This is a genomic window from Pseudomonas sp. KCJK9058, from assembly GCF_046230975.1.
Lineage (GTDB): Bacteria > Pseudomonadota > Gammaproteobacteria > Pseudomonadales > Pseudomonadaceae > Aquipseudomonas > Aquipseudomonas alloputida.
In genome coordinates this window covers 94148-109893 of record NZ_JBJJLR010000016.1, presented here as the reverse complement: position 1 = coordinate 109893, position 15746 = coordinate 94148, and the positions used below count along the sequence as shown (strand labels likewise).

General features: G+C 62.6%; 14 protein-coding genes. 6 read left to right on the top strand and 8 right to left on the bottom strand.

The genetic code is table 11. From position 1 onward, the window contains the following. Nucleotides 1-662: DUF6708 domain-containing protein (locus tag ACK59Z_RS11725; protein WP_409293060.1), on the top strand; the 662-nt coding region annotated here is incomplete at its 5' end. Between the two features lie 191 nt (nucleotides 663-853). On the opposite strand, the gene ACK59Z_RS11720 is transcribed toward ACK59Z_RS11725, so the two are convergent. Further along, nucleotides 854-3040 (bottom strand): OsmC domain/YcaO domain-containing protein, encoded by a 2187-nt coding sequence (locus tag ACK59Z_RS11720; RefSeq protein ID WP_108190673.1) that lies wholly within the window; start codon nucleotides 3038-3040, stop codon nucleotides 854-856. A 270-nt stretch (nucleotides 3041-3310) separates the two neighbouring features. On the opposite strand from ACK59Z_RS11720, the gene ACK59Z_RS11715 reads away from it, so the two are divergent. The 3 genes from ACK59Z_RS11715 to ACK59Z_RS11705 are packed head-to-tail and all read left to right on the top strand — an operon-like array spanning nucleotide 3311 to nucleotide 7383. Continuing rightward, nucleotides 3311-3766: a (2Fe-2S)-binding protein gene (locus ACK59Z_RS11715; protein ID WP_003256023.1), complete on the top strand. Its 456-nt coding sequence runs from the start codon at nucleotides 3311-3313 to the stop codon at nucleotides 3764-3766. Further along, nucleotides 3766-6021, top strand: a complete 2256-nt coding sequence (locus ACK59Z_RS11710; RefSeq protein ID WP_409293057.1) for a molybdopterin cofactor-binding domain-containing protein — start codon at nucleotides 3766-3768, stop codon at nucleotides 6019-6021. Before ACK59Z_RS11715 ends, ACK59Z_RS11710 begins: the two co-directional genes overlap by 1 nt. An 18-nt stretch (nucleotides 6022-6039) precedes the next feature. After that, nucleotides 6040-7383: a cytochrome c gene (locus ACK59Z_RS11705; RefSeq protein WP_108190671.1), complete on the top strand. Its 1344-nt coding sequence runs from the start codon at nucleotides 6040-6042 to the stop codon at nucleotides 7381-7383. Between the two features lie 69 nt (nucleotides 7384-7452). Here ACK59Z_RS11705 and ACK59Z_RS11700 read toward each other — a convergent pair whose 3' ends face one another. The 4 genes from ACK59Z_RS11700 to ACK59Z_RS11685 all read right to left on the bottom strand — a co-directional run bounded on the left by ACK59Z_RS11700 (nucleotide 7453) and on the right by ACK59Z_RS11685 (nucleotide 9666). After that, a complete protein-coding gene (locus ACK59Z_RS11700; RefSeq protein WP_108190670.1) occupies nucleotides 7453-8241 on the bottom strand; it encodes an ABC transporter substrate-binding protein in 789 nt (262 codons plus the stop codon). 207 nt (nucleotides 8242-8448) lie between these two features. Next, entirely contained in the window at nucleotides 8449-9090 is a 642-nt protein-coding gene (locus ACK59Z_RS11695) for a LysE family translocator (RefSeq protein WP_108190669.1), read from the bottom strand. Nucleotides 9091-9139: 49 nt separating this feature from the next. Continuing rightward, on the bottom strand, nucleotides 9140-9340 hold the full coding sequence (locus ACK59Z_RS11690) for a DUF1289 domain-containing protein (RefSeq protein WP_003256032.1): 201 nt from the start codon (nucleotides 9338-9340) through the stop codon (nucleotides 9140-9142). An 8-nt stretch (nucleotides 9341-9348) separates the two neighbouring features. After that, complete coding sequence (locus ACK59Z_RS11685; RefSeq protein ID WP_003256033.1) at nucleotides 9349-9666, bottom strand: hypothetical protein; 318 nt, start codon at nucleotides 9664-9666, stop codon at nucleotides 9349-9351. A gap of 315 nt (nucleotides 9667-9981) precedes the next feature. Between ACK59Z_RS11685 and ACK59Z_RS11680 the strand changes: the two genes are divergently transcribed. Then, a complete protein-coding gene (locus ACK59Z_RS11680; protein WP_064492996.1) occupies nucleotides 9982-11727 on the top strand; it encodes a BCCT family transporter in 1746 nt (581 codons plus the stop codon). 80 nt (nucleotides 11728-11807) lie between these two features. On the opposite strand, the gene ACK59Z_RS11675 is transcribed toward ACK59Z_RS11680, so the two are convergent. Further along, a complete protein-coding gene (locus ACK59Z_RS11675) occupies nucleotides 11808-12287 on the bottom strand; it encodes a VOC family protein (RefSeq protein WP_014860047.1) in 480 nt (159 codons plus the stop codon). Nucleotides 12288-12472: 185 nt separating this feature from the next. Further along, nucleotides 12473-13816 carry an OprD family porin gene (locus tag ACK59Z_RS11670; RefSeq protein ID WP_108190668.1) on the bottom strand — a complete coding sequence of 448 codons (1344 nt, stop codon included), beginning with the start codon at nucleotides 13814-13816 and terminating at the stop codon, nucleotides 12473-12475. Between the two features lie 271 nt (nucleotides 13817-14087). On the opposite strand from ACK59Z_RS11670, the gene ACK59Z_RS11665 reads away from it, so the two are divergent. Beyond that, complete coding sequence (locus tag ACK59Z_RS11665; protein WP_010954473.1) at nucleotides 14088-14738, top strand: TIGR04211 family SH3 domain-containing protein; 651 nt, start codon at nucleotides 14088-14090, stop codon at nucleotides 14736-14738. Between the two features lie 66 nt (nucleotides 14739-14804). Here the strand turns inward: ACK59Z_RS11665 and ACK59Z_RS11660 are convergent, their stop codons facing one another. Next, the gene (locus ACK59Z_RS11660; protein ID WP_108190667.1) at nucleotides 14805-15683 is read right to left on the bottom strand and encodes a LysR family transcriptional regulator; all 879 of its coding nucleotides are present in this window, start codon (nucleotides 15681-15683) and stop codon (nucleotides 14805-14807) included. Nucleotides 15684-15746 lie beyond the last annotated feature (63 nt).

The following is a 15746-nucleotide window of genomic DNA, read 5'->3' as shown; positions in this document are numbered from 1 at the left end:
TCGTTAGTTATACCTTTATCCTCCTTACACTAATTTCACCTTTAATCTTCCTCCCATTCTTAGCCTATCGAATATATTTCATAAAGCGCTTATCAATTTTCTGCTTCAATCGATCAACCCAAAAAATCTACTACCAACGTTTGAGCAAGGTACTCGTATTCGAATGGGCTAACACCGGAGGTGGCATTTTCAAGCGCACCGAATACGGCGGCTCATCATTCAGCACCAGCTATGCCCTCGCCTTCGCCCCCCGCCGCGAAGACGGCAGCCTGCATCAAAAAGACTGCCTCTGGGTCGACAGCAACGAACCCACCGAACCCGGCGTCAAGCATGTCGCCGAAGTGTGGGAATACCTGCGCCACTTCATGGATCACGGCCCGGACAAACTCCCCCCGCCCGGTGAACCCAGCTGGTGGCACAAGCCACTGCACGCCATCTGCCTGACCCCGGCAGAAGCCTGGCGCCACTACGCCCCTTGGCGAACCGGTGAGCCCGGTGAAATGCAGGGCAAAAAGAACTGGCAATTGCCGTTCTGGGCCGTGCTGTTCCCCTACAACCTGACCGTCGCCCTCTGTTGGTACTGTGTCTGCAAGCTTTTCAATGTCCGTGCAGCACCACCACCGGCGGAGGCTTTCGAAGGGGGGCCTGCTAAGCCCGAATAGTTACCACCTGAAGTGGATAGGAAGAGAACGCTAAGCGCCTGGATGGCAAGGCGGCAAGACAGAATGAGGATGGCGCCCAGATCAAAGGGCTGTAGGACGGCAAGCCAGCGTCCACAGGTTCGGCACAAATCTCAAGAGCGGTGCAATACCTGTGGCGTTGGCTTGCCGGCGATGATTGGGCGCAGCGCCTGTCAGGCGAACTTGGCCCGGGCCGCGTGCAGTTTCTTGTAGCTGTCGATCAGGCGCAGGTGGCGATCAAGGCCTTCGAGCTTCATGCTGGTCGGGGTCAGGCCATGGAAGCGCACACTGCCGTCCACCGAACCCAATACCGCGTCCATGCGCGCATTGCCGAACATACGGCGGAAGTTGGCTTCGTAGTCATCCATCTCCAGTTCGTCATCCAACTGCACTTCCAGCACCACGTTCAGCGCCTGGTAGAACAGGCCGCGGTCTACGGTGTTGTCGTTGAACTGCAAGAATGCCTCGACCAGTTCCTTGGCGTCCTCAAAACGCTGTACCGCCAGGCAAATCAGCAGCTTCAGCTCCAGAATGGTCAGTTGGCCCCACACTGTGTTTTCATCGAACTCCACGCCGATCAGCGTGGTGATGGTGGTGTAGTCATCCACATCGCAATTGTCCAGGCGCTTGAGCAGCAGCTTCAGCGAGCGGCTGTCGAGGCTGTGCAGGTTGAGGATGTCGGCACGGAACGACAAGGCGCGGTTGGTGTTGTCCCAGATCAGGTCCTCGACCGGGTAGATTTCCGAATAGCCCGGCACCAGGATGCGGCACGCGGTGGCGCCAAGGTTGTCGTACACCGCCATGTACACTTCCTTGCCCAGGTCTTCGAGGATGCCGAACAGGGTCGCGGCCTCCTGCTGGTTGGAGTCCTCGCCGTGCCCGGAGAAGTCCCACTCGACAAATTCGAAGTCGGCCTTGGCGCTGAAGAAGCGCCAAGACACCACGCCGCTGGAGTCGATGAAATGCTCGACGAAGTTGTTCGGCTCGGTCAGCGCGTGGCTTTCGAAGGTGGGTTGCGGCAGGTCGTTCAGGCCTTCGAAGCTGCGGCCCTGCAGCAGTTCGGTGAGGCTGCGCTCCAGCGCCACTTCCAGGCTCGGGTGGGCACCGAACGAGGCAAACACGCCACCCGTGCGCGGGTTCATCAAGGTCACGCACATGACCGGGAACTCGCCCCCCAGCGACGCATCCTTGACCAGCACCGGGAAGCCCTGCTCTTCCAGGCCCTGGATGCCGGCGACGATCGCCGGGTATTTGGCCAGCACCTCTTGCGGCACGTCCGGCAGGCACAACTCGCCCTCGAGGATTTCGCGCTTCACTGCCCGCTCGAAAATTTCCGACAGGCACTGCACCTGCGCCTCGGCCAAGGTGTTGCCCGCGCTCATGCCATTGCTGAGGAACAGGTTTTCGATCAGGTTGGACGGGAAGTACACCACCTGCTGGTCGGACTGGCGCACGAACGGCAGCGAACAGATGCCCCGCGCCGTGTTACCCGAGTTGGTGTCATACAGGTGCGAACCACGTAGCTCCCCATCAGGGTTGTAGATCGCCAGGCAGTGCTCATCGAGGATCTCGGTCGGCAGCGCGTCGCGCGGGCCCGGCTTGAACCACTGCTCGTTCGGGTAGTGCACGAACGGGGCGTTGGCCAGGTCTTCGCCCCAGAACTGGTCGTTGTAGAAGAAGTTGCAGTTGAGGCGCTCAATGAACTCGCCCAGCGCCGAGGCCAGCGCAGCCTCCTTGGTGGCGCCTTTACCGTTGGTAAAGCACATGGGTGACTGCGCATCGCGTACGTGCAGCGACCAGACGTTGGGCACAATGTTGCGCCACGAGGCGATCTCGATCTTCATCCCCAACCCGGCGAGGATGCCCGACATGTTGGCAATGGTCTGCTCCAGCGGCAGGTCCTTGCCGGGGATATAGGTGCTGGTGTCCGACACCGGCATCAGCAACCCCTGGGCATCAGCATCGAGGTTGTCGACCACTTCGATCACGAACTCAGGGCCGGTCTGCACCACCTTTTTTACCGTGCAGCGGTCGATGGAGCGCAGGATGCCTTGACGGTCCTTGTCGGAGATGTCTTCGGGCAGTTCGACCTGGATCTTGAAGATCTGGTTGTAGCGGTTTTCCGGGTCGACGATGTTGTTCTGCGACAGGCGGATGTTTTCGGTGGGGATATCGCGGGTCTGGCAGTACAGCTTGACGAAGTAAGCCGCGCACAAGGCCGAAGACGCCAGGAAATAGTCGAACGGGCCGGGGGCCGAACCATCGCCTTTGTAGCGGATAGGTTGGTCGGCGATCACCGTGAAGTCATCGAATTTGGCTTCGAGACGGAGATTGTCGAGAAAATTGACCTTGATTTCCATGCGGGATTACCGTGATTTAAGCGTGCAAAACGAAATTGGCCGGCATTATCCGGGTTTTCGTTGCGCAAGTCCTGTTCAACGCCGACTGCAGGCTTGATTTTTCGAAGCTGGCTTGCGTATTCCGCCGGATTACTTGCCTGATCCTCTGAAGCCACCCCCGCCACCAGACCAACGGTCATCCTCCTGTGCTAGCGTTTCTGCACCGGGGGACAACGTATTCCCCATGCAGATAAAACACAGCGACAACAACCGTGACGGGCAGGTGAAACCATGGAACTACGCATCAACCAGAAGACCTATCAGGTCGAGGCGGACGCCGACACGCCCCTGCTGTGGGTAATCCGCGATGACCTGGGGCTGACCGGCACCAAGTATGGCTGCGGCTTGGCCCAGTGCGGCGCCTGTTCGGTGCTGGTGGACGGCAATGTGGTGCGCGCCTGCGTTACCCCGGTGGCCGGTGTGGTGGGGCGTGAGGTCACCACCATCGAGGCGATCGAAGCCGACCCCGTCGGCAAACGGGTGGTCGCCGCCTGGGTCGAACACCAGGTGGCTCAATGCGGCTATTGCCAGTCTGGCCAGGTCATGGCAGCCACGGCGCTGCTCAAGCACACGCCCAAACCCAGCGATGCGCAGATCGATGCAGCCATGGTCAACCTGTGCCGCTGCGGCACCTACAACGCCATCCATGCCGCCGTGCATGACCTGGCCCAGGGGGAGCAGGCCTGATGAACACGCCAGTCGATACACCCGTCGAACTGCTCAGGCTGCAGCGGGGCGAAACGGTCAACCTGTCACGTCGGCGCTTTCTTGCCGGCACCGCAGTCGGTGCCCTGGTGCTAGGTTTCGGCCTGCCCATGGGCTCGGCCCGCGTACAGGCAGCGGCCGCCGCTGCGGCAACTGCGGAACGCGGCACCCAGGTGCCTGCATTTCTGGAGATTCGCCCGGACGGCACGGTGCGCCTGCTGAGCCCCTTCATGGAAGGCGGGCAAGGCCCTTTCACCGCCATGGCGCAGATTGTGGGTGAAGAGCTGGATGTCGACCCGGCCCATTTCGTGGTCGATAGCGCACCACCGGGCGAAGCCTACGTGGTGATGGAGAACGGCATGCGCATCACCGGTGGCAGCATGTCGGTGCGCATGAGCTACCCGACCATGCGCCGTCTGGGCGCGCTCGCCCGGGGCATGCTGCTGCAGGCGGGCGCCGAACACCTGGGTGTACCAGTCGATGAGCTTTCTACCGCACCGGGTAACGTAGTACATACCACGACCGGACGTTCCGTACCCTACGGTGAGCTGGCCGGTCGCGCCATGGACCTGCCGGTGCCCGACCCGGCCAGCGTCAAGCTGCGCGACCCCAGCCAGTTTCGCTGGATTGGAAAGCCCGTACGCCGCCTGGATGCCTACGACAAGTCCACCGGCAAGGCCCAGTACTGCATTGACATCAAAGTCGACGGCATGCTCCACGCGGCCGTGCAGCATGCGCCGCGCCTGGGCATGACGGTTGGCAGCCTGCGCAACGAAGACCAGGTCAAGGCCATGAAAGGCGTACATTCTGTGCATCAGCTGCCAGGCGCCGTGGCCGTGGTCGCCGAGCGCTGGTGGCACGCCAAGCGTGCAGTGGAGGCGATGCAGGTGGACTGGAAAGAACCGGCCGCCGACAGCAAAGTGCGCCCGATGCCGGCCGATTTTTCCAGCGACGCCTGGCGCGAACACCTCGCGACGGTGCAAGGGCCGTCCCGTGATGAAGAGAACGAAGGGGATATTGCCGGCGCCTTGGCCAACGCCAAGACCCAGGTCGAGGCCAGCTACCACAACCAGTACCTGAACCATGCCCAGCTGGAGCCACCGTCCGCCCTCGCCCGCTTCAACCCGGACGGCAGCCTCGACGTCTGGCTGCCCAACCAGGCCCCGGACATGTTCCGTGACGACATTGCCAGACGCACCGGCCTGGAGCCTGCACAAATCAACCTGCACTCGCCGCTGCTGGGCGGCTTCTTTGGCCGCCACTTCCTGTACGACTCTGCCAACCCCTACCCGCAGGCCATTGCCCTGGCCAAAGCGGTTGGCCGGCCGGTGAAGCTTATCTGGAGCCGCGAGGAGGAGTTTTTGCGCGATGTACTGCGCCCCGTCGCAGTGGTGAAGTTCCGCGCCGGGCTGGACGCAGACGGTATGCCAGTGGCGCTCGAAGCGGTAAGCGCCACCGAGGGCCCAACCGAGGCCCTTGCTGGAAAACAAGGGGAGAAGATCGACCCGACCGCGCTTGAGGGGCTGTCAGGCAAGTCCTACGCCATCGCCAACAAGCGCATCGCCCAGATCTATGTCAAAGGCCCGGCCATGCTCGGTTACTGGCGCTCGGTAGGTAACTCGCTGAACGACTTCTTCTACGAATCATTCCTGGACGAACTGGCCGACAAAGGTGGCAAGGACCCGTTTGAACTGCGCCTGCACCTGCTGCGCGACAACCCGAGACTGACCAACCTGCTGAACGCAGTGGCCGACTTGTCCGGCGGCTGGAAGCGCGGACCGTTCACCGCCGAGGATGGCAGCAAGCGCGCACGCGGCGTGGCCATGGCCTCACCGTTCGGCTCGGAGGCTGCGGTCATTGCCGAGGTTTCCATCGACAACGGCCAGGTCAGGGTGCACGACATCTGGCAAGCCATCGACCCAGGCAGCATCGTCAACCCGGCGATCATCGAGCATCAGGTCAACGGCGCCGTCGCCCTGGGCCTGTCGCAGACGCTGGTGGAAGAAGCGGTGTACGTGGATGGCAAGCCGCGCGCACGCAATTATGACCTGTACCCGATCCTGCCGCCTTCGCGCATGGCCCGGGTGCATGTGCGCATCATCGAAAGCGGGGCGAAGATGGGCGGCATCGGCGAACCACCGCTGCCCGCCGTTGCCCCGGCCGTGGCCAATGCGGTCGCGCAGCTCACTGGCCAGCGCGTGCGCAGTTTGCCATTGAGCCGCCACACCTTCAGCTGATCGCACAAGGGACGCCTCATGACCCATCGTTTCGCAAGAACCGCTGGCTGGCTGGCGCTGCCGTGCCTGGTCGCGGCGGGCCTGCTGGCCTGGTATGTCACCCGTGAACCCGCATCGCCGTTTGCCGATGCACAGGCCACTGCTGCCGACCCGGCGCTGGTCAGCCGCGGCGAATACGTAGCCCGGCTCAGTGACTGCGTGGCCTGCCATAGCCTGCCGGATGGCAAACCGTTCGCCGGCGGGCTGGAAATGGCCACCCCGCTGGGGGCAATCCACGCCACCAACATCACCCCCGACCGCGACAGCGGTATCGGTAACTATACCCTGGCTGACTTCGACCGCGCCGTGCGCCAGGGTGTGGCGCCGGGTGGCCGACGCCTGTACCCGGCTATGCCTTACCCGTCCTACGCCAAGCTCAGCGATGATGATGTCAAGGCGCTGTATGCGTTCTTCATGCACGGCGTGCAACCGGCGCGGCAGGCCAACCTGGCCAGCGACATCCCCTGGCCGCTGAACCTGCGCTGGCCCATCGCCTTGTGGAACGGCCTGTTCGCCGCCACCACGCCTTACACCGCCAAGGCCGGGCAGGATGCACAGTGGAACCGTGGCGCCTATATCGTCCAGGGCCCCGGGCACTGCGGCAGTTGCCATACGCCACGCGGCCTGGCCTTCAATGAAAAGGCGCTGGATGACAGCGGCAAGCCGTTCCTGTCCGGCGCACTGCTCGACGGCTGGTATGCACCCAGCCTGCGTGCCGACCACAACACCGGGCTGGGGCGCTGGAGCGAGGCCGAGATCGCGCAGTTCCTGAAGACCGGGCGCAACCGGCATGCAGTGGTATATGGTTCGATGACCGAGGCGTTCAACAACTCCACGCAATTCATGCGTGACGACGACCTGGCCGCCATCGCCCACTACCTGAAGTCGCTGCCCGGCGACCCTCAACGTGACGGCGCACCCTGGCAATACCAGGCCGAATCGCTAGCGACGCGGTTGGACAGCCCAGGAGCGCGCACCTACGTGACACGCTGTGCGTCATGCCACGGCCTGGACGGCAAGGGCCAGGCCGAATGGATGCCGCCCTTGGCCGGGGCAACCTCGGCACTGGCCAAGGAGAGCGCCTCGGCAATCAATATCACGCTCAATGGTTCGCAGCGGGTGGTGGCTGCAGGGGTGCCGGACGCCTATCGCATGCCGGCTTTGCGCGAACAGCTGAGTGATCAGGAGATTGCCGACGTGCTCAGCTTTGTGCGTACGGCCTGGGGCAACCAGGGGGGTGCGGTGGATGCACAGGCGGTAGGCAAGCTGCGTGAGCATACCGACCCGGCCAGCAGCAGCCCCATCATCTTGCATATGCGTTGAATTGGAGTGGCACATGTACCGACGCGAGGCTGCCCCCAACAAAGACCGCGCAGCACATGAGCCACTCTGTCACTGCCACCGCTCCAGATTCTGTTTCAACCACTGTTCGGGCAAGGCCCCGCCAACGATCTTCGCCATCTCCCGCGCCAGCGCCTCACGCAGCGGTGGCCGGTTGCAAGGCGACTCACGTGAGATTGCCAGATACAACCCTTCGCTGGACACGGGTGGCTGCAACACCTGCACAGTGGCTGCGATGCCCAATGTGCGCGCCAGCGCCATGCCAGGATACTGCTCGTACACCACGTAATCGCTGCGCTTGTGCATCAGCTTCTCGAACGCCTGCCTGGCAGTGGGCACCGCTTCGAGGGTGAGATTGGCCTGGGCGTATTCATCGAATTGTTGGCCGTGGCTGTTGTTGACCAGAGTGCCACCCTTGCGGCCTTTGAGGTCGGCCCATTGCTGGTAGGCAAAAGCATTGTCCTGGCGCACCCAGATGACGCTAGGGGTGCGCAAAAATGGCGGGGGGATGAAGTCCACATGCTGCCGGCGCGCTTCGGTCAGGAAATACCCGGCCATCAAGTCGATCCGCCCAGTGCGCACTGCTTCCTGGGCTCGCGACCACGGCCCGGCGTAAACCACCTCTATGTCCAGCCCCAGCTGCTTGCCCAGGTATTTGAGCAGGTCGGCATTGGCACCGATCAGTCGTTGAGGGTTCAGCGGGTCGCGCCACAAGTACGGGGGGTATTCCGGGTTACCTGTGGCGGTCAGCCGTAGGCAGGCATCATCCGCTATTGCAGCCCGGGGCAGCAGTGACAGGCACATCAGGAGCAAGACGTGGCGAAAGCAACGCTCGATCATCTACGACCCTCGGCACATGAAACACCCGGCGATCCGGCGTAGTAGCCAAAGGCTGCCACCTGCCGTGGTCGCCTGCAGCTATCATCTGCGCGCTGTAGACAGTCTGGACCATCAGCAACCCGCAGACGAGCCTTTCATCGTCCCGTTGATAAATCTGCCGAAGGACAGACAGTGAGCGCCAGCACGGCCGGCGATAAACTGGGCGTTTCAGGCACCCTGCCGTCGCATCGCCAGGATCGCCGCGCCAAAACCGATAAAGGTGGTGCCCACCACCCGGTTCACCCAGCGCGACAGCGACGGCCGGGTCAGCACCCCTTTGGCCCGCGCAGCCAAGGCGGCATACGCGCTCAGCGAAGTGAGCGACAAGGCCACGAAAATCCCGGTCAAGGTCAGGAACTGCGGCAACAGCTCAGCCCCTTGGTCGATGAACTGCGGGAACAGTGCAGTAAAGAACATGGTCGCCTTCGGGTTGGTCACTGCAGTGAGAAAGGCCGATTTGAACAGCTTCAGCGGCGTGGGCCGCACCTTGGCTGAACGCTCTGCGGCATCCTGCTCCAGCATCGGGCTCTTCTTCAGCAGTTGGCGCGCCCCCAGGTAGAACAGATAGCCCGCCCCCAGGATCTTCACGGCATTGAACAGTACTTCAGAACTGGCCAGCAGTGCGCCTAGCCCCAGCATGGCCGCTGCCGACAGACAGAACAGACCCGTGCCATTGCCCAGCGACGACCAGATCGCGCTGCGCTGGCCATGGGCAAGGCTGTTGTTGATAGCCATCAAGGTGGCAGGGCCGGGGCTGGCGATCGCGATGGCGGCGACCAGGGTGAACGCGAACAGCGAGTGAGAATCCATTTCAGGCTCGGCAGACAATCAGGAAAGGCTGCGTGAATTGCACGCAGGTTCAGCTGGCATTCTGCCGCTTGGCCGCCTTCTTGGCGATAGCCTTCATTCGCGTCGCCGCCCGCTGCACAGTGGCCATTTTCTCGGGCCGCTTCATGCCCCGCCACTTGCGGATTTCGTCACGGGTACGGCCGCAGCTCACGCACAGTTCGCTGTTGAGCTGGCATAACGAGACGCAGGGGTTGTCGATGTCTTTGGCCATGCAACTGCTCAGCCAGGCAGCTCTGCACGCGCACGTTCGCCTGCGCTGTGGAACACCTGGCGCACTTCCTCGGCCTTGACCTTGGTTACCGACCTGGCTGCCAGCAACTCTTCGACTACGCGCAAGCCCTGCTCGAGGGCTGTGGCCAGTTGCTCGGCGTCGGAGGCGTCAGCGATATCACCCAGATAGGGAGCAATGAGATACACGTAACGGTCCTGCAGCTTGAGCGCTTCCAGCGCGTCGAGGGCTTTCTGGAACCGATCGGCAGCGGCAGGGCTCATGCTCAATTTATCGAAATGAATCAGGCTCACACGGTCAGTGGCCATTATGACGAATCTCCGTTTCCTGGTGCGGCCAGGCCCACAAGCAGCAGCGCTTCTACGATGCTCGTATGTGCGGGCCCGGGTTATGCCCATCAGGGTACCAGAAGCCGAGGCAGAAAGGGCCACTGCCCCCAGAACTAAAAGTATTTGCCAAGTCGCGTAATGGACGCCCCAGGACGTTATGGGGACATGAGCCGCCATTTGCTGCGCAGGATAATCCCGCCAGCAATCCACCCCGCCGAGGCTGTCATCGCGCTCGGCAGCCCACACAACAACAAGCCTGCGCGCTCAGGCAGACACAATGGGGCCTCATCATACATGGCAAAGGAACACATCCCCGAAACACTCGATCTTGGCGTCACAGACCCCTCGAAAACCGCAGAAGCCCGCCAGGACCGGCATTTCGAGGGCAAGCTTGACTGGATCGTCTTTGGTTTCACCAGCCTTCTGGCCATCGCCTTCGTGCTCTGGGGCTTCCTCAACCAAGCCAGCCTGGCCAGCAGCGCCTCCAGCGCGCAATCCTGGGTCATTCTCAATTTCGGCTGGTTCTTCGTGCTCACCTCCTCCCTCTTCGTGGTGTTCGTGCTATGGCTGGCCGCCAGCCGTTACGGGCGGGTACCGCTGGGCCGCGATGGCGAACAGCCAGAGTTCCGCACGGTGTCCTGGGTAGCGATGATGTTCAGCGCCGGCATGGGCATCGGCCTGATGTTCTTCGGCGTGGCCGAGCCGCTGTCGCACTACATATCGCCGCCGCCCGGCTCGGCCAGCGGGCAGACCAGCGAAGCGATGCAGGTGGCAATGGCCACCACCTTGTTCCACTGGACCCTGCACCCTTGGGCCATGTACGCCATCGTCGGCCTGGTAATCGCCTACGGCACCTTCCGCCGTGGCCGCTCGCAGCTGATTTCCGCCGCCTTCCGACCCCTGATCGGCAAGCACGCAAACGGTCCTCTCGGCCGCCTGATCGACATGATGGCAATCTTCGCCACGCTATTCGGCTCGGCCGCCTCGCTGGGCCTTGGGGCGCTGCAGATTGCCGGCGGCCTGGAATACAACGGCTGGATCGAAAGCCCCGGTAAACTGTTCTACATCTCGATCATCACCCTGCTGACCATTGCCTTCGTAACCTCGGCGGTGTCGGGCATCGGCAAGGGTATCCAGTGGCTGTCCAACACCAACATGGTGCTGGCACTGGTGCTGGCGGTGTTCGTGTTCATGGTCGGGCCGACGCTGCTGATGCTCAACCTGCTGCCGACCTCGCTCGGCATCTACATCAAGATGCTGCCGGAAATGATGGCCCGCACCAACGCCAGCGGCGGCGAGCAGATGAACAGCTGGCTGGCCGGCTGGACCGTGTTCTACTGGGCCTGGTGGATCTCCTGGACGCCTTTCGTGGGCATGTTCATCGCCCGCATCAGCCGCGGTCGCACCATTCGCCAGTTCGTTACCGGGGTGCTGCTGGTGCCAAGCCTGGTCAGCCTGGTGTGGTTCACCATCTTCGGTGGCGCCGCCATCGAGGCCGTGCGCGAGGGCGCCTTCCAGCTGGCCAACGGGGCGGTCAACAGTAACCACGCGCTGTACCAGTTGCTGGACAGCTACCCGCTGGCCTCGGCAACCTCGGTGCTGGTGATGATCCTGGTGGGCATCTTTTTTGTTTCGGGCGCCGACGCCGCTTCGCTGGTGATGGGCACGCTGTCGGAACACGGCACCACCGCGCCATCGCGACGCACAGTGATTTTCTGGGGGACGCTGACCGGTACGGTGGCGGCGATCATGCTGGCGATCGGCGACCCAGGTAACCCTGGCGAGGCGCTGACCGGGTTGCAGAACCTGACCATCGTCGTGGCCTTGCCATTCGTGGTGGTGATGGTGCTGCTATGCCTGGCGTTGTACCGCGACCTGCGCAAGGACCCGATGATGCTGCGCCACCTGCGCGGCAACGAGCTGATCGAGAAGGCCGTACTGTATGGTGCGGTGAAGCATGGGGAGGAGTTCTACATTGTGGTGCAGGAGAAGAAGGCATCGGCCAAGACAGCGGCAGAGGCTGAAGTAACCAGCAACTGACGGCGTCAACCCGAAAACCACGGGCTGCCACGCAGCCCGTTCGCGATTCGAGGCCGCGCCTGCTGAAACACAGACCCGCTTCAACCTTTCAACGCCGCCGCTATCTTCGCCACATCAATCTTGCCCATCTGCATCATGGCCTCGAACGCACGCTTGGCCGCCGCACGGTCGGAATGGCCGATGGCTTCGATGAGGATGCGTGGAGTGATCTGCCACGAAATCCCCCATTTGTCCTTGCACCAGCCGCAAACGCTGGCCTCGCCGTCGTTGCCGACAATGGCCTCCCACAAGCGGTCGGTCTCTGCCTGGTCCACGGTACTGACCTGGAACGAAAATGCCTCACAGTGCTTGAAGGCCGATCCACCATTGAGCCCCACGCACGGGATACCCATTACCGTGAATTCCACGGTGATCACATCGCCCTGCTTGCCTGAAGGGTAATCGGCGGGTGCCTGGTGCACAGCGACCACCCGGCTATCGGGGAAAGTTCGGGCATAGAAGTTCGCCGCCTCTTCGGCAGCGTGGTCATACCACAGGCAGACGGTGTTCTTGGCAGTCATGGTCTTGCTCCAAGATCGAAGGTGAGCCTTGAGTCTAGCCCCATAGCCCCGGCGTACCGGTAGCACCTGACCACCTGATGCAAATGCAGGTTTGATAGGCGATCAAGCCGATAAAAAAAGCGCCCCAAGCGGAGCGCCAGAAAATCCACCCAAACCAAAGGAGCAACAAGGTTGCCAAGGTGGAATCACAGAATCGACAACGGGTACTCCACGATCAGCCGCACTTCGTCCAGGTCCGACTCGAACGCCGTGGCCCGGGTGGTGGCCTGGCGAACCCGCAACGACAGGTCCTTGGCCGCGCCCGTCTGCACCACATACTTCACCTCGATGTCACGCTCCCAGCGTTTCTGGTCGGTCAGCGGGTTGCCCGCAACGTCACGGCGCATGTAGGTGGCGTTGGCATTGGAGTAGTCAGCATCGGTACCCTTGCCGTAGCGTGTCATGAACGACAACCCGGGTACGCCGTAGGCAGCCATGTTCAGGTCATAACGCAGCATCCACGAACGCTCCTTGGGCGCGTTGAAGTCGCTGTACTGGATGGAGTTGTCGAGGAAGATCGAGTCGGACTGACGCAGGTAGTCGAAGTCGTCGTCGCCGTTGTTGCGCTGGTGCGTCAGGGCAAGGGTGTGAGCACCAAAGCGCACACCCAGCTTGGCGCTCCAGATGTCGTTGTCAAAGGCGCCCAGGCGCTGCTGCCCTTCATCCACAGCCTTGTAATAGTTGAAACCGCCAATCAGCGCCAGCGCCTCGCTCAGTGGCCAGCTCAGGCTGGTGCCGGCGTAGTACTGGTTCCACGCGTCCTTGAGCCGGCTACTGAACAGGCTGACGCTGACATGCTCATTGAGGCTGTAGTCCCCCCCACCATAGGCGATCCAGGGCGAATCGACCGGGCCGCCATAGAAGGTCACGAAGTTCTCCCGCAGGTCGCTGGACATCGGCTGGCTCATGGCATGCAGACGCCCGGCTTGCAGGGTAAGGTCCTTGATGCTGGTGTTCTCCAGGGTCACCCCACGGAAGCTTTCCGGCAGCAGCCGCGAGTCGCCAGCCGCCACCACCGGGTTGGCCGGGAACACATCCCCCACTTTCAGTACCGTGTCGAACAGTCGTAGCTTGGCCGCGCCCCCCACCTTGGTGTATTCGTCACGTGCCTGGCCGTCGCGGTCAACCGGCAATACGTCGAAAGAACTGCGCCCGCCGTTGCGGCCGCCGCCAGTGTCGAGCTTGAGGCCAAGCATGGCAAACGCATCCAGGCCAACACCTACGGTGCCCTGGGTGAAGCCCGACTCGAATCGGGTAATCACGGCATGCCCCCAGGCCTCGGAGTAGCCGTTGTCAGGTTGTTTGCTCGGGTTGTGTGTGGGGGCCACAGAATCGCGATTATCGCGGTTGAAGTAGAAGTTGCGGTTAAGCACGCTGAGGGTGCTGCCCTCCATGAAGCCGTCCGCACTTTTTTCTGCAGCAACAACCTGGCTGCCAACGCCGGCCAGCGCCAGGCAAGCAGCCAGTGTCAGGGGTGATCTGCACGTCATCCGATGCTCCTTGAACGTCGCATTTGTTGTTATGTCGGCGGGCCAAGATTGACGGCCGGCAGATAACGCCAAGGTGATCGGCGCATTACAATTGCGTCATCGGCAACGCAGCGCTCTGGGGCGGGCACTGCAACATTCTGCAGACATTTCCGACACTAGGCAGTGAACCTGCTGACAAAAAAACGGTCTTTCGCTGACGGTCAACTCACCGACCGGTTCATCGGCCCAGTCACCGGGCCTACTTTTTGTCCTGTTTCAGCGAAGACCCAACATGCCCGATTCCCGCCCAAATGCTTCCGCCCTCCCTGCCCTGCGCATCGGCCTGATTGCCGCCCTGGTGGGCCTTGCCGCCCCCGTGCACGCCGAAGAGCCTGCCAGCGACGCACGCTGGGTCAGTGACAGCCTGAGCACCTACGTGCGCAGCGGCCCGACCGACGGGCACCGCATTGTCGGCACGCTCAAGTCCGGGCAGAAGCTGACCCTGCTCGGCAGCCAGGGCAATTACAGCCAGGTGCGCGGGCAGAACGGCGATGTGGTGTGGATCCTCAGCAACGACCTGCAGGCAGTGCCCGGGCAGAACGAGCGCCTGCCGTTGCTCGATGCCCAGGTCACCGAACTGACCGGGCAGTTGAAGACCATCGACGACAGCTGGAAGAACCGCGTACAGGGCATGCAGGAAACGCTTGATTCGCGCAAGCAGCTGATTGACGAGTTGGAGGCACGCAACAAGGCACTGAACGAGCAGCTCGATCAGAGCCAGTCGGACCTGCGCGATACCCAGGCCCGCCTGGGGGATGAGAACAAGCAGGTGATGATGCGCTACATGGTGTATGGCGGCAGCATTGCCGGTGCAGGCTTGCTGGCGGGGCTGATCCTGCCGGCACTGACCCGTGGGCGCAAGAAGAACGATCGCTGGTTCTGAGTTTGGCAAGGCGTCGGGGCTGGAACGTGCGTACCTGCCACAGGTCTTGCCGCAGCGCAATCGCCCCTACAGCAACCGTTCCAGCGCCTCCAGCACATACCCCGTGGCCCGCTCCACCTGCCCTTCCCGACAAGCAATACCCAGCTGCCGCCACAACCCCGGCCGCAGCGGTCGGCGGGCAATGCGCCGGTCCAGTTCGGTCGCCTCCCCCTCCTGCGGCAACAAGGTCGCTCCATACCCGGCGCCGACCAGGCTTTTGATCGCATCGTTGTAGTTCAGCTCGATCCGCGGTTCGGGGTACAACCCCGCCGCTGCAAACCACTCGCCGGTAACCCGCGACAGCTGGGTGGTGCTGTCGTTGAGAATCAACGCCCGTTGCGCCAGCCAGGCCGGGGTGATCCTGGCCGGTGGCTGCCAGTCGGCCGGCACATACGCCAGGATCGGGTCGCGCCGCCAGGGGGTAACCATCAGCCCTTTGCCGGCCACCTGCGGCAAGGCCACAAGGCCGATATCCAGTGTGCCCTCACGCAAGCGCGCGAGCGACGCCTGGGAGGTCAGCACCTGAACCTGCACATCGATCCCCGGGTGCTCCACACGCAGGCGCGCCAGCGCCTGCGGCAGCAAATGGGCGATGGCACCGGTGGAGGCGCCCAGCCGCACACGCCCGGTCAACCCTTCGACCTGCCGGCGTACTTCGTCCAGCGCCAAGTCAGCGTCCGCCAGCAGGCGTCGGGCACGCCCCAGCAGTGTTTCACCGATGACAGTAGGCCGCACCTGGCCGCGGGTGCGGGTGAGCAACGGGGCGCCGATACGCGCCTCCAACTCGGCCACGTGCAAGCTGATGGTGGGCGGCGCCAGGTTAAGCTGGCGGGCGGCCTCGGCAAAGGAGCCCAGGTCGGTGATGACCACCAATGTGCGGAGGCGGTCGAGGCTGATTTCGCGCATTGTTCAGAGCCGGCCCTTTTGCGGGTAAACCCACAGGTTCACCACGCGTTTCAAAACTCATTC